24 protein-coding genes are annotated in these 23,534 nt (G+C 67.1%); 9 read left to right on the top strand and 15 right to left on the bottom strand.

Translation table 11 applies throughout. The annotated features are described in order from the left end of the window. Window positions 1-496: 496 nt before the first annotated feature. A complete protein-coding gene (locus AC4OR5_RS12180) occupies window positions 497-1,012 on the bottom strand; it encodes a glycine cleavage system transcriptional repressor (protein WP_003084789.1) in 516 nt (171 codons plus the stop codon). Window positions 1,013-1,043: 31 nt separating this feature from the next. Next, the gene (locus AC4OR5_RS12175; RefSeq protein WP_003084786.1) at window positions 1,044-1,487 is read right to left on the bottom strand and encodes a GNAT family N-acetyltransferase; all 444 of its coding nucleotides are present in this window, start codon (window positions 1,485-1,487) and stop codon (window positions 1,044-1,046) included. A 306-nt stretch (window positions 1,488-1,793) separates the two neighbouring features. Between AC4OR5_RS12175 and AC4OR5_RS12170 the strand changes: the two genes are divergently transcribed. Then, window positions 1,794-3,971, top strand: coding sequence for a malate synthase G (locus tag AC4OR5_RS12170; protein WP_003105217.1), 2,178 nt, complete (start codon window positions 1,794-1,796; stop codon window positions 3,969-3,971). Window positions 3,972-4,018: 47 nt separating this feature from the next. Here the strand turns inward: AC4OR5_RS12170 and AC4OR5_RS12165 are convergent, their stop codons facing one another. Both AC4OR5_RS12165 and pcaD read right to left on the bottom strand, forming a co-directional pair. Further along, window positions 4,019-4,462 carry a hypothetical protein gene (locus tag AC4OR5_RS12165; protein WP_023092331.1) on the bottom strand — a complete coding sequence of 148 codons (444 nt, stop codon included), beginning with the start codon at window positions 4,460-4,462 and terminating at the stop codon, window positions 4,019-4,021. A 42-nt stretch (window positions 4,463-4,504) separates the two neighbouring features. After that, entirely contained in the window at window positions 4,505-5,302 is a 798-nt protein-coding gene (gene pcaD, locus AC4OR5_RS12160; RefSeq protein WP_003113259.1) for a 3-oxoadipate enol-lactonase, read from the bottom strand. A gap of 103 nt (window positions 5,303-5,405) precedes the next feature. On the opposite strand from pcaD, the gene AC4OR5_RS12155 reads away from it, so the two are divergent. Continuing rightward, window positions 5,406-6,344: a LysR family transcriptional regulator gene (locus AC4OR5_RS12155; RefSeq protein ID WP_023092330.1), complete on the top strand. Its 939-nt coding sequence runs from the start codon at window positions 5,406-5,408 to the stop codon at window positions 6,342-6,344. Window positions 6,345-6,422: 78 nt separating this feature from the next. Here AC4OR5_RS12155 and AC4OR5_RS12150 read toward each other — a convergent pair whose 3' ends face one another. Beyond that, window positions 6,423-6,899: a GNAT family N-acetyltransferase gene (locus AC4OR5_RS12150; RefSeq protein ID WP_003084777.1), complete on the bottom strand. Its 477-nt coding sequence runs from the start codon at window positions 6,897-6,899 to the stop codon at window positions 6,423-6,425. A gap of 87 nt (window positions 6,900-6,986) precedes the next feature. Between AC4OR5_RS12150 and AC4OR5_RS12145 the strand changes: the two genes are divergently transcribed. Both AC4OR5_RS12145 and AC4OR5_RS12140 read left to right on the top strand, forming a co-directional pair. Then, window positions 6,987-7,913, top strand: a complete 927-nt coding sequence (locus AC4OR5_RS12145; protein ID WP_023092329.1) for a LysR substrate-binding domain-containing protein — start codon at window positions 6,987-6,989, stop codon at window positions 7,911-7,913. Window positions 7,914-8,260: 347 nt separating this feature from the next. Next, window positions 8,261-9,988: an NCS1 family nucleobase:cation symporter-1 gene (locus tag AC4OR5_RS12140; RefSeq protein WP_079992447.1), complete on the top strand. Its 1,728-nt coding sequence runs from the start codon at window positions 8,261-8,263 to the stop codon at window positions 9,986-9,988. A gap of 33 nt (window positions 9,989-10,021) precedes the next feature. On the opposite strand, the gene AC4OR5_RS12135 is transcribed toward AC4OR5_RS12140, so the two are convergent. The 3 genes from AC4OR5_RS12135 to AC4OR5_RS12125 all read right to left on the bottom strand — a co-directional run bounded on the left by AC4OR5_RS12135 (window position 10,022) and on the right by AC4OR5_RS12125 (window position 11,934). Continuing rightward, a complete protein-coding gene (locus AC4OR5_RS12135; protein ID WP_003084771.1) occupies window positions 10,022-10,591 on the bottom strand; it encodes a TetR/AcrR family transcriptional regulator in 570 nt (189 codons plus the stop codon). 49 nt (window positions 10,592-10,640) lie between these two features. Further along, on the bottom strand, window positions 10,641-11,045 hold the full coding sequence (locus AC4OR5_RS12130; RefSeq protein WP_003084769.1) for a PaaI family thioesterase: 405 nt from the start codon (window positions 11,043-11,045) through the stop codon (window positions 10,641-10,643). A gap of 139 nt (window positions 11,046-11,184) precedes the next feature. Further along, complete coding sequence (locus AC4OR5_RS12125) at window positions 11,185-11,934, bottom strand: glutathione S-transferase family protein (protein WP_003113262.1); 750 nt, start codon at window positions 11,932-11,934, stop codon at window positions 11,185-11,187. Between the two features lie 168 nt (window positions 11,935-12,102). Between AC4OR5_RS12125 and AC4OR5_RS12120 the strand changes: the two genes are divergently transcribed. The 3 genes from AC4OR5_RS12120 to AC4OR5_RS12110 all read left to right on the top strand — a co-directional run bounded on the left by AC4OR5_RS12120 (window position 12,103) and on the right by AC4OR5_RS12110 (window position 16,107). Beyond that, window positions 12,103-12,621, top strand: coding sequence for an RNA polymerase sigma factor (locus AC4OR5_RS12120; RefSeq protein WP_003084762.1), 519 nt, complete (start codon window positions 12,103-12,105; stop codon window positions 12,619-12,621). Continuing rightward, window positions 12,618-13,589 carry a FecR domain-containing protein gene (locus tag AC4OR5_RS12115; protein ID WP_058160909.1) on the top strand — a complete coding sequence of 324 codons (972 nt, stop codon included), beginning with the start codon at window positions 12,618-12,620 and terminating at the stop codon, window positions 13,587-13,589. The genes AC4OR5_RS12120 and AC4OR5_RS12115 overlap by 4 nt, the downstream gene beginning before the upstream one ends. Before the next feature lie 103 nt (window positions 13,590-13,692). Beyond that, window positions 13,693-16,107, top strand: coding sequence for a TonB-dependent siderophore receptor (locus AC4OR5_RS12110; RefSeq protein ID WP_058160907.1), 2,415 nt, complete (start codon window positions 13,693-13,695; stop codon window positions 16,105-16,107). 172 nt (window positions 16,108-16,279) lie between these two features. On the opposite strand, the gene AC4OR5_RS12105 is transcribed toward AC4OR5_RS12110, so the two are convergent. Then, a complete protein-coding gene (locus AC4OR5_RS12105) occupies window positions 16,280-17,137 on the bottom strand; it encodes a PP2C family serine/threonine-protein phosphatase (protein ID WP_003084748.1) in 858 nt (285 codons plus the stop codon). A gap of 85 nt (window positions 17,138-17,222) precedes the next feature. Here AC4OR5_RS12105 and AC4OR5_RS12100 point away from each other — a divergent pair, with 85 nt between their 5' ends. Both AC4OR5_RS12100 and AC4OR5_RS12095 read left to right on the top strand, forming a co-directional pair. Beyond that, window positions 17,223-18,173, top strand: coding sequence for a Vgb family protein (locus tag AC4OR5_RS12100; RefSeq protein WP_003111755.1), 951 nt, complete (start codon window positions 17,223-17,225; stop codon window positions 18,171-18,173). Window positions 18,174-18,191: 18 nt separating this feature from the next. Further along, window positions 18,192-18,812, top strand: coding sequence for a glutathione S-transferase (locus AC4OR5_RS12095; protein ID WP_023100759.1), 621 nt, complete (start codon window positions 18,192-18,194; stop codon window positions 18,810-18,812). On the opposite strand, the gene AC4OR5_RS12090 is transcribed toward AC4OR5_RS12095, so the two are convergent. The 6 genes from AC4OR5_RS12090 to rloA2 form a co-directional block, all read right to left on the bottom strand. Next, window positions 18,775-18,960, bottom strand: coding sequence for a hypothetical protein (locus AC4OR5_RS12090; protein WP_003084739.1), 186 nt, complete (start codon window positions 18,958-18,960; stop codon window positions 18,775-18,777). The two genes, AC4OR5_RS12095 and AC4OR5_RS12090, sit on opposite strands and share 38 nt — an antisense overlap. Next, on the bottom strand, window positions 18,957-19,259 hold the full coding sequence (locus AC4OR5_RS12085) for a hypothetical protein (protein WP_003084737.1): 303 nt from the start codon (window positions 19,257-19,259) through the stop codon (window positions 18,957-18,959). Before AC4OR5_RS12085 ends, AC4OR5_RS12090 begins: the two co-directional genes overlap by 4 nt. Window positions 19,260-19,308: 49 nt before the next feature. Then, window positions 19,309-20,667, bottom strand: a complete 1,359-nt coding sequence (gene creD / locus AC4OR5_RS12080; RefSeq protein WP_033938502.1) for a cell envelope integrity protein CreD — start codon at window positions 20,665-20,667, stop codon at window positions 19,309-19,311. A gap of 102 nt (window positions 20,668-20,769) precedes the next feature. After that, complete coding sequence (gene creC / locus AC4OR5_RS12075; protein WP_003113267.1) at window positions 20,770-22,194, bottom strand: two-component system sensor histidine kinase CreC; 1,425 nt, start codon at window positions 22,192-22,194, stop codon at window positions 20,770-20,772. Continuing rightward, complete coding sequence (gene creB / locus AC4OR5_RS12070; RefSeq protein ID WP_019484382.1) at window positions 22,194-22,883, bottom strand: two-component system response regulator CreB; 690 nt, start codon at window positions 22,881-22,883, stop codon at window positions 22,194-22,196. Before creB ends, creC begins: the two co-directional genes overlap by 1 nt. Before the next feature lie 84 nt (window positions 22,884-22,967). Continuing rightward, window positions 22,968-23,477 carry a retropepsin-like aspartic peptidase RloA2 gene (rloA2, locus tag AC4OR5_RS12065; RefSeq protein ID WP_003084733.1) on the bottom strand — a complete coding sequence of 170 codons (510 nt, stop codon included), beginning with the start codon at window positions 23,475-23,477 and terminating at the stop codon, window positions 22,968-22,970. Window positions 23,478-23,534 lie beyond the last annotated feature (57 nt).

Raw genomic sequence — 23,534 nt, 5'->3', positions numbered from 1 at the left:
GCCTGATCAGTCTTTGAGCATACCGCTGCATGCCAGGCTTACCAAGGGTTACAACGATATACACAAGGCTTGTCCACAAAGCTGCCCAAGGCTTTTGTGAGTAACTGTGGATGAACCGGAAAAGCCATCGATCAAAAAACGTACGGACATCTGGAGTACCGATGGATAAAGGCCTGCATGGATTTTTCCCCGGCTTACCCACAGACTGCTCCACGTTATTTGTGCACAGGGGCAACGATAGCGGCGAAGGTTAATCCACAAGCAAAAGCGCAAGAGAGGCTGCTCAGAAAACGATCAAACCCTTGTATCGCCCATGGATGAAGGCCTGCAAGCTTATCCACACAGAATACCCACAGGCTGCTCCACCTGGTTTGGGAATAACCGCAACGCAGCTGGTCAAAAAACGCGCTACGACCTCCAAGCCTCGCGGCGCCTGGGCTTCAGGGTTTCACCCAAGGCTTTTCCACAGGCCCGTCCCCGGCTTTCCTGAACAACTTCAGGACGCGTCCAGCACCAATTCCACCATCAGGTCGTCGGCCAGGTCTTCCAGTCGCTCGCGCAGGGTGTCCAGCGACAGGGTCAGCGGCACCGCCAGCAGCGCATCGGCATGGAACAGCGGTTCGCTGCTCATCGGCGCCGGGCGCACTTCGGTGGACAGGCTCTCCAGGTTCACCCCGTGCTCGGCCAGCAGCCGGGTGATGTCGCGCACGATACCGGGGCGGTCGTTGCCCACCAGGTCGAGGTGGATAGGCTTCCAGTTGCATACCGGCTCGATCCCGCTTTCCGCCAGGAGCACGCGGATGCCATGGCTGGACAGGCCCTGTAGCCCTTCCACCAGTTCGTCGTAGCCCTCCGCCGGCACGGCCACCCGCAGTATCCCGGCGAACTGCCCGGCCATCCGCGACATGCGGCTTTCCAGCCAGTTGCCGCCGTGGGAGGCGATGCATTGGGCGATGCGCTCGACCAGGCCGGGATGGTCGGTGGCGATCACGGTCAGGACCAGGTGATCCATGAGCTTGCCTCCTGCTGGGACGAATGGGAGTTCAGAGCTGCAGCCAGTAAGTGTAGAACTGTTCGTCACGGACATAGCCGAGGCGCTCGTAGAGCGACTGCCCGGCGTGGTTGGTCTTCGCCGTCTCCAGTTGCAGGCCGCAGGCGCCCATGCTTTCGGCGAAACCCCGGGCCTGGTTCATCAGGGCCTCGCCGACACCCTGGCGGCGCGCCTCCGGGCGGACGTAGAGATCGCTGAGCAACCACGAAGGTCGTAGCGCCAGGGAGGCGAACAGCGGATAGAGTTGGACGAAGCCCAGCGCCCGCGCCTCGGCATCCCTGGCCAGGAACAGGGTCGAATCGCCTTGGCGCAGGCGCTCGGCGAGGAATGCGCGGACTTGCTCTTCCGGCGCCGGCACTTCGTAGAAGTCGAGGTAGGCGGAAAACAGCGGAACCAGGTCGGCGAGATCGGCGAGGGATGCGGCATGGACGGGCATGGCGAGGCTCCTGGGGCGATTCCGGGAGTATAGGCAAGGCGCTCGCAGCGCAGTGAAACATCCTGCGACGCCGCGCCGCAGTTGGGCTCGCGATAAATCGTGTACTGTTTTTAGATTTATCTGGAACAAAGTACAGTTTTTTTGCGAACATTGAGCCTGGCCAACGTGACCGTGAAGCGTCATCCAGTCGTAACGCGACGCGTAACCACTGATTTTTCCCGCGGCATCATGTAGTATGCCGCGGCTCGGACTACAAGGCCGTGCGGCCCGGGTCCAGAGCTGGTCTAGAGCAGAGTGAGGCAAACAATGACTGAACGCGTTCAAGTCGGTGGCCTGCAGGTCGCCAAAGTCCTGTTCGACTTCGTGAACAACGAAGCCATCCCCGGAACCGGCGTCTCTGCCGACACGTTCTGGACCGGTGCGGAGGCCGTGATCAACGACCTGGCGCCGAAGAATAAAGCCCTGCTCGCCAAGCGCGACGAACTCCAGGCCAAGATCGACGGCTGGCACCAGGCTCGCGCCGGCCAGGCCCACGACGCCGCTGCCTACAAGGCCTTCCTCGAGGAAATCGGCTACCTGCTGCCCGAGGCGGAAGACTTCCAGGCCGGCACCCAGAACGTCGACGACGAGATCGCCCGCATGGCCGGCCCGCAGCTGGTGGTGCCGGTGATGAATGCGCGCTTCGCCCTGAACGCCTCCAACGCCCGCTGGGGCTCGCTGTACGACGCGCTCTACGGCACCGACGTGATCAGCGAAGAAGGCGGCGCCGAGAAAGGCAAGGGCTACAACAAGGTTCGCGGCGACAAGGTCATCGCCTTCGCTCGCGCCTTCCTCGACGAGGCCGCGCCGCTGGAGTCCGGCTCCCATGTCGACGCCACTTCCTACAGCGTGAAGAACGGCGCGCTGGTCGTCGCGCTGAAGAACGGTAGCGAAACCGGCCTGAAGAACGCTGGCCAGTTCCTTGCCTTCCAGGGCGACGCCGCCAAGCCGCAAGCGGTACTGCTCAAGCACAACGGCCTGCACTTCGAAATCCAGATCGACCCGAGCAGCCCGGTCGGCCAGACCGATGCCGCAGGCGTGAAGGACGTGCTGATGGAGGCCGCCCTCACCACCATCATGGACTGCGAGGACTCGGTCGCCGCGGTCGACGCCGACGACAAGGTAGTGATCTACCGCAACTGGCTGGGCCTGATGAAAGGCGACCTGGCCGAGGAAGTCAGCAAGGGCGGCAGCACCTTCACCCGCACCATGAACCCGGACCGCGTCTACACCAGGGCCGACGGTTCCGAACTGACCCTGCACGGCCGCTCGCTGCTGTTCGTGCGCAACGTCGGCCACCTGATGACCAACGATGCGATCCTCGACAAGGACGGCAACGAAGTGCCGGAAGGCATCCAGGACGGTCTGTTCACCAGCCTGATCGCCATTCATGACCTGAACGGCAACACCAGCCGCAAGAACAGCCGCACCGGCAGCGTGTATATCGTCAAGCCGAAGATGCACGGTCCGGAAGAAGCCGCCTTCACCAACGAGCTGTTCGGCCGCGTCGAGGACGTCCTCGGCCTGCCGCGCAACACCCTGAAGGTCGGCATCATGGACGAGGAGCGCCGCACCACCGTGAACCTGAAGGCCTGCATCAAGGCGGCCAAGGATCGCGTGGTGTTCATCAACACCGGCTTCCTCGACCGCACCGGCGACGAGATCCACACCTCCATGGAAGCCGGCGCCGTGGTGCGCAAGGGCGCCATGAAGTCGGAGAAGTGGATCGGCGCCTACGAGAACAACAACGTCGACGTCGGCCTGGCCACCGGCCTGCAAGGCAAGGCGCAGATCGGCAAGGGCATGTGGGCCATGCCCGACCTGATGGCCGCCATGCTCGAGCAGAAGATCGGCCATCCGCTGGCCGGCGCCAACACCGCCTGGGTCCCGTCGCCGACCGCCGCGACCCTGCACGCCCTGCATTACCACAAGGTCGACGTGTTCGCCCGCCAGGCCGAGCTGGCCAAGCGCACCCCGGCCTCGGTGGACGACATCCTGACCATTCCGCTGGCGCCGAACACCAACTGGACCGCGGAAGAGATCAAGAACGAGGTGGACAACAACGCCCAGGGCATCCTCGGCTATGTCGTCCGCTGGATCGACCAGGGCGTCGGCTGCTCCAAGGTGCCGGACATCAACGACGTCGGTCTGATGGAAGACCGCGCCACCCTGCGCATCTCCAGCCAGCTGCTGGCCAACTGGCTGCGTCACGGCGTGATCAGCCAGGAGCAGGTGGTCGAGAGCCTCAAGCGCATGGCCGTGGTGGTCGACCGGCAGAACGCCAGCGACCCGTCCTACCGGCCGATGGCGCCGAACTTCGACGACAACGTCGCGTTCCAGGCCGCCCTGGAGCTGGTGGTGGAAGGCACCCGGCAGCCGAACGGCTATACCGAGCCGGTCCTGCATCGCCGCCGCCGCGAGTTCAAGGCGAAGAACGGGCTGTAGGCCGTTCGCCGCAGCGCAACGAAAAGCCGCCCCGAGGGGCGGCTTTTTCATTTCTTCGGGTAGCCATGCACACGCTCCCAACAGTCGTCGCGCAGCTCCTCGGCGTGGCTACGGATGCTGCCCCAACCGTTCTGCCGCAGCGCCTCCCGGGCCTCTCGACGTACCACCTGCCATCCGGGGTGGGCATAGATGTCAAAGTCGAAGCAGCCCAGCGCTTCCTCGGGCAGCTCGTTGCACAGCGCCCAGACACGCCTCAAGGCATCGCGAAAACTCCCGGCCTGGTGACCCGGACAGCCTTCGAGCCACTCGTGCAACGGCACGATCTTCTCCGACCAGGTAGAGCAGCCCGGGCAACTGCCGACGGTCTCTCTCTGCATGGCACCGTCAAGGGCCAGGAAATCGAGCGCCAGGAACGCCTCTGCGCTGAGCAGGACCCATCGATGCTCATCCTGCCCGTACCACGTCCAGATGAAACTGCCCGGCTCGTTCATGTCGGCTCCTGCGCCGAGGGAAAAGGCGCGACGATAGCCTAATCAGGCTGCGCCGAGAAAGCTCAGCACCGCGCCTTCGAACGCCTGCGGGAACTCGACGTTCGACAGGTGCACCGCCGGCAGCGTAACCAGCCTGGCCCCGGCAATCGACGCGGCGATCAGCTCGCCGTGGCTGGCGGCGGTGACCGTGTCGTACGCCCCTGCGATCACCAGGGTCGGCCGCTCGATCCGCGCCAGTTGCGCGCGCAGGTCGGTATCGCGCACCGCCGCGAAGGAGCCGGCCAGGCCGTGCCGGTTGGTGGCCATGAGCATCGCCCGGAAGCGCTCGACGACGGGCTCGGCGCGCTCCAGCAGCGCCGGCGGAAACCAGTTGCCGAGGAAGCCCGCGGCGGTCTCGCTCATGTCCTCGGCCTGCAGCACCGCGGCGATGCGCTCGTCCCACTGCGCCGCCGGGCCGAGCCAGGCCGAGGTGTTGGCCAGCACCAGCCGCTCGATCCGCTGCGGCGCATGCAGCGCCAGCCACTGGCCGACGATCCCGCCCAGGGACAGGCCGAGGAAATGCGCGCGCCGTACCTCCAGCGCGTCGAGCAGCTCCAGTACGTCCTCGCCCAGCCGGGCCAAGGTGTAGGGCCCCGGCGGCACACTGGAGGCGCCATGGCCACGGGCGTCGTAGCGCAGAACGCGGAAGTGCCGGGTCAGTGCCGGGAGTTGCGCATCCCACATGTGCAGGGTGGTGCCGATGGAGTTGGAGAGCGCCAGCAGCGGTTTCTCCGCCGCACCGTCCAGGCGATAGGCGAGGCTGGCGCCATCGCTGGTAGCGAGAAAAGACAGGTTGCCCATGGGAGCCTCCGGGGTCAGGGTGATTGCCATGCACGCCAGGCTAGTTGCGACGGCCCCTGGGAAAAACTACAAAGAATGGAACGACTCTGTCAGGGAAGCTGACATGCACGATTTCACCCTCCACGACCTCCAATGCTTCGACGCGGTGGTCGACGCCGGCGGCTTCCAGGCCGCCGCACAGCGCCTGCACCGCTCCCATCCGGCGGTGTTCGCCGCCGTTGCCCGGCTGGAGCGCCAGCTCGGCCTGGTGCTGCTGGAACGGGGCGGCTACCGGGTCGGCCTGACCGCCGCCGGTCGCTCCTTCCACCAGCGTGCCCAGTCCCTGCTCTACGAACTGGAAGGGCTGCGGGGCCACGCCGCGCACCTGGCCCAGGGCGAGGAATGCGAGCTGCGCGTGGTACTGGGCGACCTCTGCCCGCCGCGCCCGGCCCTGGCGCTGCTCGCAGGGTTCTTCGGCAGCCAGCCGCAGACCCGCCTGCAATTGCTGTTCGAAACCGTCAGCGGCCCGCTGGAGCGCCTGCTGGACGGCGAGGCCGACCTGATCCTGCATCGCGTGGACAAGTCCGACCCACGCCTGGAATGGCTCGACCTGTGCAGGGTCGGGCTGGTCCCGGTCATCGCGCCGGGCCTGCTCGGCGATCCTCCGCCGCGACCGGTGCGCCCGGAACAACTGCGCCCCTTCGCCCAGTGCGTGATGCGCGACAGCGCCCGCCATTCTCCGCCGACGGACTATTTCATGCTCGCCGGCGCGCGACAGTGCAGCGTGCCGGACCAGCGAACGAAGAAAGAGGTGATCCTCCAGGGCCTCGGCTGGGGGCATCTGCCGGACTTCCTGGTCGACGAGGAACTGGCCGACGGCCGCCTGCTCGCCCTGGCCGGGCCGCATCTGCCAGAACGCAGCGAAGAGGTGGTGGCGGCGCGCCGGCGCGATCGCGCGCAGGGCCCGGTAGCGGAACGCCTGTGGGCGCTCCTGCGGGACAACGCTACGACGTTGCGGGGGAAAAGCGGCGACAGGGCGGAGGGCGCCAGGCGTCCTCGGTGAGAAACTGGCGGATATCGCCAGGCGCTATTCGCCCTACCCCCACACACTCCCCCGGCATCAACGCCGGCTTGCCGCCAGCTACTCCGCCATCTTGCGCAACGCCTCGCCATCCAGCCGGTAGCGCACCCACTCGTCCTGCGGCAGCGCGCCGATGGAGCGGTAGAAGTCGATGGCCGGCTGGTTCCAGTCCAGCACGCTCCACTCCAGGCGTCCGCAGTCGTTGGCCACGGCCTCGCGGGCCAGCTCGCGGAGCAGCCGGCGACCGGCGCCGACGCCACGGTACTCAGGGGTGACGTAGAGGTCTTCGAGGTAGATGCCGTTGCGCCCCAGCCAGGTCGAGTAGCTGTAGAAATACACCGCATAGCCGATCGGCCGGCCTTCGCTCAGGCACATCAGTGCGCGGGTCGGCGAGCCTTCGGCGAACAGGCTGCGGCGGATGCCTTCGACATCGGTGACCACCTCGTGGCGGGCGCGCTCGTAGTCGGCCAGTTCAATGATAAAGGCAAGGATCTGTTCGGCGTCGGCCGGTACGGCGGGACGGATTTCGAGAGTCATGGGCAACCTTCCGGTGGAGGATCCGGCCATCCTAGTGCGCCTGCTAAGATGCATGAAGTGCATTCTTCTCATCGGCAACTGAATAACATGCATCCCCTGCTGCGCCGTCTCGATCTCAACCTCCTGCTTGTCTTCGACGCCCTGTATCGCCACCGCAACGTCGGCACCGCAGCCAGCGAACTGGCGATCAGCGCCTCGGCCTTCAGCCATGCGCTGGGGCGCCTGCGCCAGGGGCTGGACGACGAACTGTTCCTGCGCCAGGGCAATCGCATGCAGCCGACCCAGCGTGCCGAGCACCTGGCCGCTGCGGTGGCCGCCGCCCTGCGCGCCCTCGGCGAGGGGCTGGAAGAGTGGCGGCCGTTCGTACCGGGACAGAGCCAGCGCACCTTCGTCTTCGCCGCCACCGACTACACCGCCTTCGCCCTGCTTCCGCCGCTGATGAACCGCCTGCAGCACAGCGCGCCCGGAGTGCGCCTGCGCCTGGTCAACGCGGAACGCAAGCTGTCGGTAGAGGCCCTGGCCAGCGGGCGGATCGATTTCGCCCTCGGCTACGACGAGGAACACGAGCGCCTGCCCGAAGGCATCCAGGCCCATGACTGGTTCGCCGACCGCTACGTGGTGGTGGCGCGGCGCGACCACCCGCGCCTCGCCGGGGCGCCGACGCTGGAGGGCTACCTGGCCGAACGGCATGCGGTGGTGACGCCGTGGAACGAGGACAGTGGGGTGATCGACCGGCTGCTGGCCCGCTCCGGCCTGCGTCGCGAAGTGGTGGTGCAACTGCCGACGGTGCTGGCGGCGCTGTTCCTGGCAGGCTCCACCGATTTCCTGCTCACCGCTCCCCGACATGCCGCACAGGCACTGGCGGAAGCCGCCGGCCTCGCCCTGTATCCCGCGCCGTTCGACATTCCGCCCTACGTGCTGCGGCTCTACAGCCACGTCCAGCATGTCGGGCGTGACGCCCATGCGTGGATGATCGGGCAGTTGAAGGGCCTGGATATTTCCCGGACGGGCTGAGCTTCGCGCCGCGCACCGTCGACGGGCGCGGCGGTAACACTGGGCACAATTATTGTGCACAATTTTCCCAATACGGCCTCCTGGCGTCCCGCTTTTTTCCCCTCTCCCTCGTCCGTCCGCATAAGCCTATGAATCGGTTCGAAATTCTTACCTGATCGAGGCGACAGCTTTTTCCCAAGCGGTTTCAGGGGCTTGCCGGTAAAAGGCCGGTTTCCGCAGAACACGGAAAAGTCGGTCGAGGATCGGTTGGCACATAACTGGCTTAAATCTTCGAAATTTTTGTATACAAAAACAACAGACGAACCCGACCTCGCGCCGAGTTCTTCCGACTGCCGGAGGAGACCGCCATGTCCAGCACCCCGAAGCCGCCCGCCTCGCCCCGCGAGTTTTCTCCCTCGCTGCTCGACCTCGGCACCCTGGAAAGCCTCGACAGCCTGCCGCGCGCCGGTCAGCGGAGCGCGGAGTTCTCCGCCTCACTGCTCGACCTGGGCACTCCGGCCAGTCTCGACTGCCTGCCACGCGCCGGGCTGCGCGCAGCGGAGTTCTCGGCGGCGCGCCTGGACCTGGGCACTCCCGCCAGTCTCGATTGCCTGCCCCGCGCCAGCCATCACGCCGGCCCCGAACTGCCGCCGCTGAGCCCGCGCCTGTACAGCGCCGATCTCGCCCCGACCAAGGCCGAAGGGCGCCGCTGGGGACGCTACAGCCTGTTCGCGCTGTGGACCAACGATGTGCACAACATCGCCAACTACTCCTTCGCCATCGGCCTCTTCGCCCTCGGCATGAGCGGTGCGCAGATCCTCGCCGCGCTGGCCCTGGGCGCGCTGATGGTCTACGGGCTGATGAACCTGTCCGGCTACATGGGCCAGAAGACCGGGCTGCCCTACCCGGTGATGTGCCGCATCGCCTTCGGCATCCACGGCGCGCAACTCCCCGCGCTGATCCGCGCGGTGATCGCCATCGCCTGGTTCGGCATCCAGACCTATCTCGCCTCCATCGTCCTGCGCGTGCTGCTGACGGCGATCTGGCCGGGGCTGGCCGCCTACGACCAGGACGCCATCCTCGGCCTGTCGAGCCTGGGCTGGGCGACCTTCGTCGCCATCTGGTGCGTGCAACTGCTGATCTTCGCCTACGGCATGGAGATGGTGCGTCGCTACGAATCCTTCGCCGGACCGGTGATCCTGCTCACCGTCGCCGCCCTCGCCGCCTGGATGTACCTGCGCGCCGGCGCCTCCATCGCCTGGTCAAGCGGCGAACCCATGAGCGGTTCGCAGATGTGGTTGAAGATCTTCGGCGGCGCGGCGTTCTGGGTGACCCTGTACGGCACCATGATCCTGAACTTCTGCGACTTCGCCCGCGGCTGCCCGGACCGGCGCACCATCAGCGTCGGCAACTTCTGGGGGCTGCCGGTGAACATCCTGCTGTTCGGCCTGTTCGCGGTGGTCCTCGCCGGCGCCCAGTTCAGGATCGACGGCCAGCTCATCCAGAGCCCCACCGACATCGTCGCCGCGATCCCCGACACCCTCTTCCTGGTGCTGGCCAGCCTGGCGCTGCTGATCGTCACCGTGGCGGTGAACATCATGGCCAACTTCGTCGCCCCGGCCTACGTACTCACCAACCTGGCGCCGAACCTGCTGAACGTCCGCCGCGCCGGGCTGATCAGCGCGACCATCGCGGTGCTGATCCTGCCCTGGCACCTGTACAACAGCCCCGGGGTGATCCTCTACTTCCTCGGCGGCCTCGGCGCGCTGCTCGGCCCGCTGTACGGGATCATCATGGTCGACTACTACCTGGTGCGGAAAGGCCGGGTGAACCTGCCGGAGCTGTACACCGAAAGCCGCGCCGGCGCCTATCACTACGCGCGAGGGGTGAACCCGCGGGCCATCGCCGCGTTCGTCCCGGCGGCGATCATCTCCACCCTGCTGGCATTGTTGCCGGCATTCGCCGAGCTATCGCCGTTCTCCTGGTTCTTCGGCGCCGGCCTGGCCGGCCTGATCCACTATGCCCTGGCCAAGCGCCGCACGGCCTACCGCGAAGTTTCCGGCGAAGCGATCGCGGTGGACAGCGTGCAGCACTGAAGGATACCTGTCCGGCCTGGGCGCGACACCCGCCTAGGCCGGCAGTAGCGCCTGCAATTCTTCCTCGATCGCATCCAGCGCCTGGAACGACCGCTCGACGCGGGCCACCGCGACCGCCCCCTCCAGCGCCGCGAGGATCAGCCAGGCGCGCGAGGCGGCGAGCTTTTCCGCCAGTCCGTCGGCGCGCAACGCACGCTCGATGCTGGCGTGCCAGGCGCGGAGCGCCCGGCGGCATTCGGCATGCACCGGGGCCAGCTCGGCGTCGATGCTCAGGCTGGTGGAAAGCACCGGGCAGGCCTCTTCGAAACGCGAATGCTCCAGCCAGCCACGCAGGGTCGCGGTGAACTGGCGGAGGACGTTGCGCGCATGGGGGGCCTGGGTCCCGGCGCGGTCGAGGAAGGACGCCACCTCGTCGGCGACGAAGCCGATCGCGGCGCTGGCGATCTGCGGCTTGCCCTCGGGGAAATAGTGATAGAGCGAGCCTTTCGGCGCCTCGGCGCGAGCGATGATGTCGCTCAGCCCGGTGCCGAAATACCCGCGGCTGGCCAGCAGCGAGGCGGTGGCATGGACGATCCGTTCGGCGGCATTGGACTTCTTCGGCAAACCTGACTCCCCAACTCACGGCAGACGACCGGGCAAGCATGCCCGAGCCTCAGGGCAGATGAAACACGCCGCTGGCGCTGGCCACCAGGCGCTCGCCGCTGTGCAGCCGGGCCGAGGCGAAGGCCATGCGCTGGCCGAGCTTGTCGACCCGGGTATGCACCTCCAGCCAGTCGCCGACCCGCGCGACCCCGCAGAAGTCCAGGCGCAGGCCGACGGTGACCATCGGCTGCGGCGGTTCGCGGGAGAACGCCATGGCGTAGCCGAGGCCAACGTCGGCCAGGGTCGAGAGCAGGCCGCCGTGGGCGGTGCCACCGTGGTTGCAGTGCTTTTCGTCGATGCGCAGCGCCACCACCAACTGGCGCTGGGCGTCGTGCCGGCAGAAGAAAGGACCGAGCAGGTCGAGCAACGGACTGCTGCGGAACAGCGGCTGGAACCCTTCGGGGACGTTCATCACGGTGCGGCCTCCGTTCTATATAGACTGGTCTATATAAAATATGCCCGGACGCTGGATCCACCAGCGCCGCGAAGGTCTTATCGAGGCGCTGAATGGCGCTTCATCAGGACGGCGCCCTGGGCGCCGCCCGCACTCCCTCTCAGCGGCTCATCGGACCGCGCACCGGCCGCTCGCGGGCGTGGCTGGTCGCGCTGAGCGGCGCGCCGGCCTCGCGCAGCGCCTGGCGCTGTTCGGCGACCGGGGTCTGCGCGGTGGCCTTCTCGAAACGCGCCAGATGCTGGAAGGCCGGCAGGGCGAAAGCGTCAGCCAACAGGCGCGCCAGGCGCGGCCAGCGCTCGCCGTCGACCTGGTAGCGCGCCAACTGGGCATTGCGGAACAGGCAGGCGACGGCGACATCGGCGATGGACAGCTCGCCGCACAGCCAGCCGCTTGGCGGGATCCGCCCTTCCAGGTAATTGCAGATCGATGGCAGGTCTTCGTCGTAGGTGCGTTGCAGGATCGCCTGGTCGGGTTCGCGCTGCCAGATGCCACGGTTGATCACCAACTGGTGGAACAACTGCCAGATGATCACCTGGCCCAGCCGCGAATCGGCGTACTCCTCCAGCCAGCGGGCCTGGGCGCGCTGGCCGATGTCGACGGGATACAGGCTCGGCTGCGGGTAGCGCTCCTCCAGGTACTGGCAGATCACGCTGGAATCGTTAAGGACGAAGTCGCCGTCCACCAGCACCGGAATCTGGCGCAACGGACTGAGGCGCTCGAAGGCCTCGTCGCCGAAGAACGGCACGATGGGGTCGATGCGGTAGGCGATGCCTTTCAGCTCCAGCAGCACCAGCACCTTGCGCACATAGGGGGACAGATAGGAACCGATGATCAGCAAAGGTTCGGCCACGGCGAGACTCCTGTTCTTGTTATGGGAACGCCGATCCTCCGGCAAACCGGCGGGACGACTCAAGTGGCTTCCCGACGGACGCCAATTGCAGGGATAGTCGCACTTTGCGATCATTTGCGAATAATTCTCGTTTTTCCATTCAATCCCGTTTCGGGATGGGGAGCGGCCGTGTCGGCGGGTGACGTCAGCAACAGCGAATTCGTGGGTAGCCTGTACCGGGACCACCGCGGCTGGCTGCTTGCCTGGCTGAACCGCAACCTCGGCTGCCGCCAGCGCGCCGAAGACCTCAGCCAGGACACCTTCGTTCGCCTCCTCGGCCGCCCGGAGCTGCCCGGCCTGCGCGAACCGCGCGCGTTCCTGGCGAAGGTGGCGCGCGGCCTGATGATCGACCACTTCCGCCGCGCCGCCCTTGAGCAGGCCTATCTCGCCGAACTGGCGCTGGTTCCGGAAGCGGAGCAGCCTTCGGCCGAAGAGCAGTACCTGATTCTCGAGGATCTCCGCGAGATCGATCGCCTGCTTGGCACGCTGTCGCTGAAGGCGCGCAGCGCGTTTCTCTATAGCCGCCTGGACGGCATGCCCCACGCGGAGATCGCCGAGCGTCTCGGAGTCTCGGTGCCGCGCGTGCGCCAATACCTGGCCCAGGGCCTGCGCCAGTGCTACATCGCCCTCTACGGAGAGCCCCGGTGAACGCCGACGATCGTCATTCGCCGGTACGCGCGCGGGTGCTCGACGAAGCCATCGCCTGGCAATTGCTGCTCGACTCCGGCGAAGCCCATCCCGACGATCACCGCGCCTTCCACCGCTGGTACGCGGCGCATCCCGAACACGAACGCGCCTGGGAACAGCTCGGCGGCCTCGACCGGCACCTGGCGAGAGCCGCCAACGGGCCGGCGCGCAACGCCCTGCTGTCCGGCAACGCACGCTTCAAGCGCCGCCTGCGCCGGCTCGGCGGCAGCGCCCTGGGGCTAGTGCTGGCGCTGGGCGTCGGGCTCGGCGTGGCCAACCGCTACGTCCCGGTCCGCTACCTGCTGGCCGACGCCTACAGCGCCACCGGCGAGCAGCGCGAGCTGACCCTCCCGGATGCCACCCATGTGCGCCTGAACAGCCGCAGCGCCATCGACGTCCGCTTCGACGGCGAACGCCGCCAGGTCGTGCTACTGGCCGGCGAGATCCTGGTGGAAACCGCCCATGGCGACCCGCGCCCCTTCGTGGTCAGCAGCGCCGATGGCGACATGCGCGCCCTCGGCACGCGCTTCCTGGTGCGCCGCGAGGAACCCGGCACGCGCCTCACCGTGTTGCAGTCGGCGGTGGCCGCGCGCGCGGAAACGCTCAGCGAAGAGCGTGTGATCAAGGAAGGCCAGCAGGTGCTGATCCTGCCGCAAGGCCTGCAGGCCAGCGAAGCGGCCCCGGCCCTGGCCGGCGCCTGGGCACAAGGCATGCTGGTGGTGGAGAACACCCGGCTGGCCGACCTGGTGGCGGAACTGGGGCGCTATTCGCCGGCGCTGCTGCGGGTCGACCCGAGCATCGCCGACCTGCGCGTCACCGGCAGTTTCCCGCTGAAGGACACCCGCCTTGCCCTTCAGGCTTTGGAGCCTAGCCTGCCGGTGCGCAGCGTGAGGCACAACGCCTGGTGGTTCGAAGTGGTGCCACGCTGAACCGAACGGGCCGGCGAAAAATTTTTCCCGCCGGCCCTATCACTTTTTCCGACTCGTCCGGCAAGGAGGCATTGAGACTCGTTTCCATCCAGGAGCCCCGCACATGCCCCGCCCGACGTTCCGTCCCGGCCTGCTCGCCCTAGCCATCGCCCTCGCCGTTCCCGCACCGTTCCTCCACGCCGCCCCGGCCGAACAGGCCAGCGTGCGCGACTACCGCATCGCCGCCGGGCCGCTGGCAGGCACCCTGAACCGCATCGCGGCCCAAGCCGGCCTGGTCCTCACCCTGGATCCGGCGCTCGCCGAAGGACGCAGCGCCCACGCCGTGCAAGGTCGCTTCGACGCGCCCGGCGCATTGCGCGAAGCGCTCAAGGGCAGCGGCCTGGAACTGGTGGAAAATGCCGGCGGCACCTACAGCCTGCGCAAGGTGCCGGAAGACACCCTGTCGCTGCAGGCGATGACGGTCAGCGGCGCCGAGGAAGACCCACTGGGGCCGACCAGCGGCTACGTGGCCAAGCGCAGCATGACCGGGACCAAGACCGATACGCCGATCCTCGAGACCCCGCGCTCGATCTCGGTGGCGACCCGCCAGCAGATGACCGACCGCGCCGTGCACAACCTCGACGACGCGGTGCGCTACATGCCCGGCGTCGTCGCCAGCAGTTTCGGCAGCGACTCCCGTTCCGACTGGTTGAAGGTGCGCGGCTTCAAGCCGACCCAGTTCCTCGATGGATTGCCGATGGCGACAGGCTCATACAACAACCCGAAGCTGGAGACCTGGAACCTGGAGCGCCTCGCCCTGCTCCGCGGCCCGGCCTCCTCGGTCTACGGCCAGACCCCGCCCGGCGGCATGCTCGACATGGTCAGCCTGCGCCCGCAGGGCATCGCCAGCCATGAACTGAAGGCCGAGATCGGCAACTACAACCACAAGCAGATCAGCTTCGACAGCACCGGCCCGATCGACGACGAGGGGCGCTTTCTCTATCGCCTCTCCGGCGTGGTGCGCGACAGCAACACCCAGGTCGACCATATCGACGACAAGCGCTACAACATCGCCCCGAGCCTGACCTGGAACATCGACGACGATACCCGGCTGACCTTCCTCAGCCAATTCAACCGCGACGATACAGCCGCCACCAGCCAATTCTTGCCGTTACGCGGGACCAAATACGACGCTCCGTTCGGAAAGATCTCCCATCACAAAAACCTCGGCGATCCGGACTGGGACTTCTACGACCGCACCTACTATTGGTTGGGCTATTCCTTCGAACGGCGCATCAACGATGTCTGGCAGTTCCGCCAGAACCTGCGCTACCTGCGCAACGACCTGTCGTTCCAGACGCTTACGCCAACCAGCAGTATCGATGCGGCCAGCGCCGACGGCACCTTACAGCGCATGACGACCTCGGTGGACGAGGACATCAGTCAGTTCGTGGTAGATAACAATTTCCAGGCTGACTTCGAGACCGGTGCGCTGCGCCATACTCTCCTGCTGGGTATCGATCACAACCGCACCCGCACCGACTACACCTCGATCTACAACTTCACCGGTGTGCCGCCGACCAACGTCAACAACCCGATCTATGGTCAGCCAATTCCCAAGCCATCGCGCTCTAGTGCGTTCTATGACTACCGACAGAAGACTTATCAGACCGGGCTTTACGTCCAGGATCAGATCGCCCTCGACAACTGGCGCCTGACCCTCGGCGGCCGTGAGGACTGGGTACATGCCGGCGCCACGTTCTACAATCAGAACGATGCCACCAACACCAGCCGCGACAAGAAATTCAGCGGTAACGCAGCTCTGAGCTACATCTTCGACAACGGCCTGGCGCCCTACCTTTCCTATGCGGAGTCATTCCAGCCAAGCACAGGCGCCGACGATATAGGCTCCAACAAGATGTTCAAACCCACCGAAGGCAAACAATGGGAACTGGGCGTCAAGTATCAACCCGTAGGCTCCGATTCGCTGTTCACCGCAGCCGTCTACGACCTACGCCAGGAGAACGTGAGGGTCACCGACAACGTCAATGGGACACCCACTACCTCGCAGGCTGGCGAGGTTAAGGTCACCGGCTTGGAGCTGGAAGCCACCAGCAACGTCACAGACAATCTGAAAGTGATCGGCTCCTATAGCTACACCGACACCGAAGTGAAAAAAGGCCAGTACGCAGGCAACCGCCTGCAACAGGCGCCGCGCAACCAGGCCTCGCTATGGGCCGACTACACCTGGCACGAGGGTACGCTGAACGGTTTCAGCGTGGGTGCCGGCGCCCGCTACGTAGGCTCGACCTACGGCGACCAGGCCAACACCTACGACGGCTACGCCGGCTCGTACACCCTGTACGACGCCGCCGTGCGCTACGACCTGGGCCAATTGAACGGCAGCCTGAAAGGCGTCAGCGTGGCGGTCAATGCCAACAATCTGTTCAACAAGGACTACCTGGCGTCCTGCGACGGCTACTACTGCTACTACGGCGACCAGCGCAGCGTGGTGGGCAGCGTCAGCTACAAGTGGTAAGCGACGCGTCACAGGTGCGTAACGGCGGATAACCGCTTCGCGGTTATTCGCCCTACCGCAGAACGTACCTTCCGGGCACCGGATGCCCTCCTCCCGCCTGAGGGAGAGGGCCGGGATATCGGCAGCCGGCGCATCGGGGAGGACCTGTATTCCGGGCGCCGGAGATCGTCGTTCACCCCGCGATCCGACCCCACAGCGCGCTGGCGTCGTCGTGGATCTTGAAACGCGGGAAAGCCAGGGCCTGGTCGTCGCCCTGTTCGATCTCGCGCAACTCGTCGAGCATGGCGCTCACTCCGACGTCCTCGAGGCGCCGCAGCAACTGTTCGTCGGTATAGCGGCGGAAAGGCTCGACCAGCCGGTCGAAGCCGTCGGTCATCAGCACGAAGGAACGCAACGCGGCGAGCGGCAAGGTCTCGCGCTGCACCTGGCCGAGCCAGCGGTCGCTGATGTCCAGCGCCCAGTAGCCCTCGGGCTTGTTCATCAGCAGGCGGTTCTGCCGCACGCGCGGGCGGCTGGCCTTGAACAGTTCGGCGTGGTCCCACTGCGGATGTTCCTCGCGCATCCGGCAGAAATGCGCCAGGGATTGCCGGTCCAGTTCGTACAGGGCCGAATCGCCGAAGCTGCGTACCTGGCCGTCGGCGCCTTCGACGAGGATCCGGCTGTCGCCGATGTTGAGCAGTTCGATTTCTCCGCCGCGAATCCGCAGCAGGCTCAGGCAGGCCGCCGGCATGTCTTCGAGGTCGTGCCAGTCGCGGCCGCTCTGGGCGCGGAAGTCGCCCTGGATATCGTTGAGCAGGCGCCGCAGCAGGGTCTCGCTGGATTGCTCGGGCTCGACTTCCAGCAGCAACCGCAGGTGCCGGTCCACCGCCTGGGCCAGCCAGCGCGCGTCGCTTTCCACGCCCAGCACGCTGCGACCGATGCTGGTGGCACCGTCGATCACCCAGGCGGCCTGCGCCGTGCAGCCCAGCGCATCGTCGTTCACCGCGCCCCCCGCGCGGCATTCCGCCCCGAGTATTTCCACTGTGGCCATTCGCAGTTCCTCCTATGCTCAATGCGCTGCCAGAATAGCAAGACAGAGCCTTTCCACGTTCCGCTCGTCGTTCCGGGAGAACCGTATGCGTCACCTGCCCTACCCGCTGCTGGGCCTGCTCCTGGCCCTGTCGTCGACCGGCGCCGCCCTGGCCGGCGAACAGTACTACCCGCTGGACAAGGGCTCCGCGCCCTACGCGGTCGCGCCCAGTGCACAGGGTGCGGTCTGGTACGGCGCGGACGGCGGGCATTCGCTGGGGCGCCTCGACCCGACCAGTGGCGAGAGCGTGCAGGTGCCGCTCGGCGAAGGCGCGCGGCCGCGAGCCATCGTCAGCGACGAGAGCGGCAACGCCTGGGTGCTCGACAGTGGCCTCAACGCCATCCTTCGCATCGGCGGCGAGCGCCTGGGCAGCGAACGTTTCCCGCTACCGGCCAAGGCCGCGCCGGCCGGGCTCGAGTCCGCGGTATTCGACGACGACGGGCGCCTCTGGTTCACCGGCAGCCGCGGCTTCCACGGTCGCCTCGACCCAGCCAGGCGCCTGGTGGAGGTCTGGCCCTCGCCCCAGGGCAAGGCGGCGAACGGCATCTGCGTCACCCCGGACGGCGAGGTCTGGTACGCGCAGGACGACGCGCTGGTGCATGTCGATCCGCTCGACGGCAGCGCCGAGCGGTTGCCCGCGCCTGAAGGCACGAAGGCCTTGCGCGGGATCGGCGCCGACTCCATCGGCAGGCTCTGGGCCAGCGACAGCGGTGGCGCCCGGCTGTACCGCTACGATCCCAGCGATGCCTCGTGGCAGAGCTGGCCGCTGCCGGACAGCCAGGCCCGCCCGGACAGCCTGCGGGTCGACGCCATGGACCGTGTCTGGCTGCACGACGCCGCCAGCGGGGCGCTCTTGCGTTTCGACAGTGAGCAGGCGACATTCCGCGTCCTGCCCAGCGACCGGCCGGCGCCCGGCAACGCCCTGCTCGGCGGTCGCCCCGGAGAAACCTGGAGCGCCGAGCCTGCCGCCGATCGTCTGCGCGTCGTCCGCGACTGATCCTTCCAAGGAGCCCGCATGAGCGCTACCCATACGCTGTTCTACGCCGCCGCCTCGCCCTTCGTGCGCAAGGTCCTGGTCCTGCTCCACGAAACCGGCCAACGCGAGCGCGTGGCGCTCGAGGAAGTCACGCCGACGCCGGTCGCGCCCATCCGGCAGCTCAACGCCAGCAACCCGGCCGGCAAGATTCCCGCCCTGCGCCTGCCGGACGGCCAGGTGCTGCACGACAGCCGGGTGATCTGCGACTACTTCGACCAGCAGCACGTCGGCGAACCGCTGATCCCCCGCGAAGGCAGCGCCCGCTGGCGACGCCTGACCATCGCCTCGCTGGCGGACGCCGTCCTCGACGCCGCGGTGCTGTCCCGCTACGAGACCTTCGTCCGCCCCGAGGAGAAGCGCTGGGACGCCTGGCTCGAGGCACAGCGGGAAAAGATCGCGCGGTCCCTGGCATGGCTGGAGAGCGACTGCACCGCCGAACTGCAGGCGCGCTTCGACATCGCCGCCATCGGCGTCGCCTGCGCCCTGGGCTATCTCGACCTGCGCCAGCCGGAGTGGGACTGGCGCGGCCGCTACCCGCGACTCGCCGCCTGGTTCGCCGAAGTCAGCCAGCGCCCGTCGATGCAGGCCACCCGCGCCTGACCCCGAGGCCCGCCGACGCCTGCTGCCGCCGCAGGCGCTCAGCGCGTTGCAGCCAGGCCGCCGAGGGGCCGGGGAACAGCAGGCCGATCCGCGCCGCCAGGCGCTCACCGTCGCGACGGTCGTCGCGCAGGCCGACATAGCCGTTCATTTCCAGCACACCAGGCGGAACAGCAGCAGGCCCAGCAACAGCGCGCTCTGTCCGAGCCCCATGCAAAGCTCCAGGAAGGAGCGCACGTGCGGATTGCCGGCGGCGCCCTCGATGCCGCTGAGGCCTTCCCAGAATCCGTCCGGCATCAGCACCAGCATGGCGTGGGCCAGGGGCTTGCCGCTGGCGATCCAGTACTCGATCAGGCCGAACTTGCCGAAGAACAGCAGGAAGATCAGGATCACACCGCTGACCAGCAGGCCGAGGGCGGCACAGAGGGTGAACTCGAAGAACAGGCGCATGGTTTTCCTCCTTGGAAATCGGCGGCGGCCGGCGCCGCCGCCCTCGTCGTCAGGCCTTGGCGGGTACGGCTGGGAGGTCCTTGCGGCCGACCCCGTACCAGTCCAGGCGGCGGGTCAGCACCATCACCGCGGCAAGCACCGCGAACAGCAGCAGCGAGCCCATCAGCAAGGCGTAGTCCTCCGCGCTCAGCAAGCCGTAGAGCAGGCCGTACAGCCCTGCCAGGCCGGCGCTGAAGCCCAGCCCTCGGGCCACGCTGCGCAGGACGAAGCACAGGTAGAAGCCGATCAGGCCGACGCAGGCTCCGGCGGAGACCAGGTAGGCCAGCTCGAAGCCGACGTGCTCGGCCAGCGACAGCAGCAGCAGGTAGAAGAACGCCAGCGCCAGGCCGACCAGCGCGTACTGGATCGGGTGTACCGCCAGGCGCTTGAGCACCTCGAAGAGGAAGAATCCGGCGAAGGTCAGGGTGATGAACAGCAGCGCGTACTTGATCGCGCGGTCGGCCTTCAGGTACTGGTCCACCGGATCGACCAGGCCGACGCCGAAGGCGCGCGCCTGGAAACCGTCGCAGCGCTGCTCCTCCACGCAACTGCGCAGCGCCTCTTCCATGTTGGTGGCGAAGAAGCTGGTCTGCCAGCGCGCGGTGAAGCCCTGGGCGGTGATCTCCCGCTCGCTGGGCAGGAACTCGCCGCCGAAGCTCGGGTGCGGCCAGTCGGCCTTCAGGATGACCTGGCTGTCGCGGCCCACCGGCACGATGTCCAGCCGCTCGCTGCCGAGCAACGACAGGTCGAAGGCGTACTCCAGGCGCTGCGCCTGGCGCCCGTCGACGCCTTGCAGCGGTGCGTGCACACCGCTGCCGAGCAGGCCGACCCGGCTACCCGGCTCGAAGTCGACGCTGGCACCGTTGAGGGACAGGCGCAGGGCATTCTCGATGCCGCGGATGTCGCTGATGCCCATCGCCAGGAACGGCGTTTCGAACTGGTAGTCCTCCAGGTCTTCTTCGATGCCATAGTGCGCAGGCACCTGGAAGTAGCCGGCGACCTTGTTGTCGACGTGGTACAGGCGCGCCTGGTAGATGCCACGGTAGCGCAGCTCGGTGCGCATCTGCCCGTCGAGGGCGAAGCGGTCGGGCAGGAAGTACAGCTCGCCGCGCTGCTCGCGCTCCTGCAACACGCGCTTCTCGGTCTTCTCCTCGGTGACCCACTCGCGCACCGTCCTGCGGTACGGCACCACCAGCAGCGGGCCGGTGAGGCGCTGGCTGTAGCTGGAGCTGCGGGCGATATCCTGCAGCACGCCGTCACGAACCTCCTGGCGATCGCGGATCAGGCCGTCGATCATCAACAGGGGAATCAGCAATAGCAGGATGAGTAGGGCGATGGCGCCGAGCTTGTAGGCCAGCGTGCGGTTCATGGGGGGACTCTCCGTCGGGGTGATGGCGGAAAGTCTGCGGCGCCGCGATGGCGGGCTTCGGGTCGCCGTGTGGAGAGTCGATGGAGTTTCCGTGGAGACGCCTCAGCCGCGCGGCAGCCAGAGCAGCGCCTCGACGCCGTCGTCGCGATTGCCGACCTGCAACCGGCCGCCATGCAGTTGCGCCACCTCGGCGACGAAGTTCAGTCCCAGACCGGTGCTCTTGCGCCCGCTGGCCGGGCGCGGCAGCGAGTAGAAGCGTTCGGTGAGGCGCGCCAGGGCGTAGTCGGGAATCGCCGGCCCCTGGTTGAACAGGCGCAGGGCGATACCCTCGCCGTCGGCCTCGGCGAGCAGGCGAAGGATGCCGCCGGGCGGGGTGAAGTCGAGGGCGTTGTCGAGCAGGTTGGCCAGCGCCTGGCGCAGCAGGAACTGCTCGCCGCGAACCTCGCAGGGACCTTCCAGGCGATTCTCCACCCGCAATCGCTGGCGCTGGATACGCGCCGCCTGGCCTTCCAGCAGGGACGCGGCGATCTCCCGCAGGTCGACCTTGCCGACCTCCTCCAGGCCTTGCCGCTGCTCCACCTGGGCCAGGCTCAGCAGGCGCTCGATCAGTTGTTGCAGGCGCTCGCTCTCGCCGGCGATGTTGCCGACGAAGCGCGCCCGCTGTTCGGCCGGCATCTCGCCGTCGAGCAACTCGGCGGCGCCACGGATCGCCGCCAGTGGGCTCTTCAATTCGTGGGTCAGGGTATGCACGTAGCGCTCGACGTAGTCCTTGCCCTCCAGTTGCGTGCGCATGCGTTCCACCGCGTCGGCCAGTTGCGCCATCTCGCCGCCGCGATAACGCGGCAGCTCGGCGCGGCGCCCCTCGCTGACCGCCTGGGCGTACTGGGTAAGGCGCCGCAGCGCGCCGCTGAGCCACCAGGAGAGCAGCCCGCCGACCAGCAGCCCGAGGGCGATCAGCCCGGCACCGAGCCAGGCCAGGCGCCGCTGCGAACGGTCGATGTAGGGTTGCAGGCTGCTGTTCGGCTTGGCCACCGAAACCACCCCGATGATCTTCCCGCCATCCTTGATCGGCGCCGCCACGTACATCACCGAGGAGTCCGGGTCGTCCGGGTCTTCGCGGCTGGAGCGCGCGCCGTACTGGCCACGGAGAGTCAGGTAGACGTCGTTCCAGCGCGAATAGTCCTGGCCGACGGCCACCCCGGCGGAGTCCAGCAGCACCTTGCCGCTGGCGTCGGTGACGTAGATGCGGTGGTTCACCGCCTCCTTGCGCAAGCCCCAGATATCCGCCTGCGGCACCCGCTTGCCGTAGTCCTCGAGCATCTCCGGCAGGTCGCTCTGTGCCAGGGTGCCGTTCTTCACGTCCTGGCGGAGGATCTCGGCGAGCAGGTTGGCGGTGTCCACCAGGGTTTCCTCGGTGGACTGGCGCACGCCGGGGCGCACTTCGTCCATCACCGTGCTCAGCACGAAGTAGCCGGTGAGACCGACGAACAGGAAGTAGACCAGGAAGATCCGAACGCCGAGCGGCATCAGGCGTGGTCCGGGCTGTAGCTGTAGCCCAGGCCGCGATGGGTCTGGATCGCTTCGCCGCGTTCGTTCACCTGGCGCAGCTTGGCGCGCAGGCTCTTGATGTGGCTGTCGATGTTGCGCTCGTAGCCGGCCTCGCTGGCGACGCCGAGGGCGTCGAGCAACTGCTCGCGACTGAATACCCGCTCGGGCTGCCCGAGCAGCGTCTGCAGCAGGCGGAACTCGTGGCGGGTGAGGTTGAGCGGGGTGTCGCGGTAGTGGATCCGCACGCGCTCCTCGTCGACCTGGAACGGCCCGCTCGGCGTGGCCTCTTCCAGCGCCGCCGGGCGCGGCGCCATGCGCTTGAGGATGGCCTTGACCCGAGCCGCCACCTCGCGCGGGCTGAACGGCTTGACCACGTAGTCGTCGGCGCCGATCTCCAGGCCGACCACGCGGTCGATCTCGGCATCGCGCGCGGTGAGGAAGATCACCGGCACCTCGGAGAACCGCCGCAGGCGCTTGCAGGCCTCGAAACCGCTGATGTCCGGCAGACCGACGTCGAGGATCAGCAGGTCCGCCGGCTGGCGCTCCTGCAACGCCAGCGCCTCGCCGGCGAGGGTCACCCAGGTGGTGGCGAAGCCTTCGGCCTGCAGGGCGTAGAGCAGGGTGTCGGCAATCGCGGCTTCATCTTCGACGATCAGGATATGCGGCATGGCGTGACGGCGGCTGACGGGAATGCCGGAACGGTGCCGCAAGCCGGCGCGCGCGTCAATCGCGCCGCCGGTGGCGTAGGACGCTTACTTGCAGGTGGGCTTGTCGGCGACGAAGCGCTCGGAGGGATCGACCGCGACGTGGAATTTGCGCAAGCCCTTGGTGCCCATCAGGAACGGATAGTTGAAGGCGCTGCGGTCAGTGAGGTTGACCTCGATGGTCTTCATCGCTCCGCCCAGGCAGACCTGCAGGTCGATCACCGGGCGTTCGCTCAGGCGGTCCTCATCCTCGTCCTCGCCGTTGCGGTTGTCGGCGCGGTTCTTGATCTTGCCGATGCGCGCCAGCTTGTGCTCGAACACCGAGCCGTCGGCCTCCTTGGTGGCCAGGCGGAAGCGCACCCACTCCTCGCCGTCGCGCTGGAACAGCTCGATGTCCTTGGCCGACAGCGAGGAGGTGTAGGCGCCGGTGTCCATCTTCGCCTGCAGGGTGCGGTCCAGCTCCGGCAGGGAGACCCATTCGTAGCGGCCGTAGAGGTTGGGCTCGGCGGCGAGGACCGGCAGGGCGAACAGCGAGAGCAAGGCAAGGGCACGCTTCACGCGGGCATCTCCTGAAGTGATACGAGGTCCACATAGGACTAGCACGGCGCGGTTTCG

This window comes from Pseudomonas sp. YA1, assembly GCF_058680555.1.
This window is presented reverse-complemented; position numbering and strand designations above follow the sequence as displayed.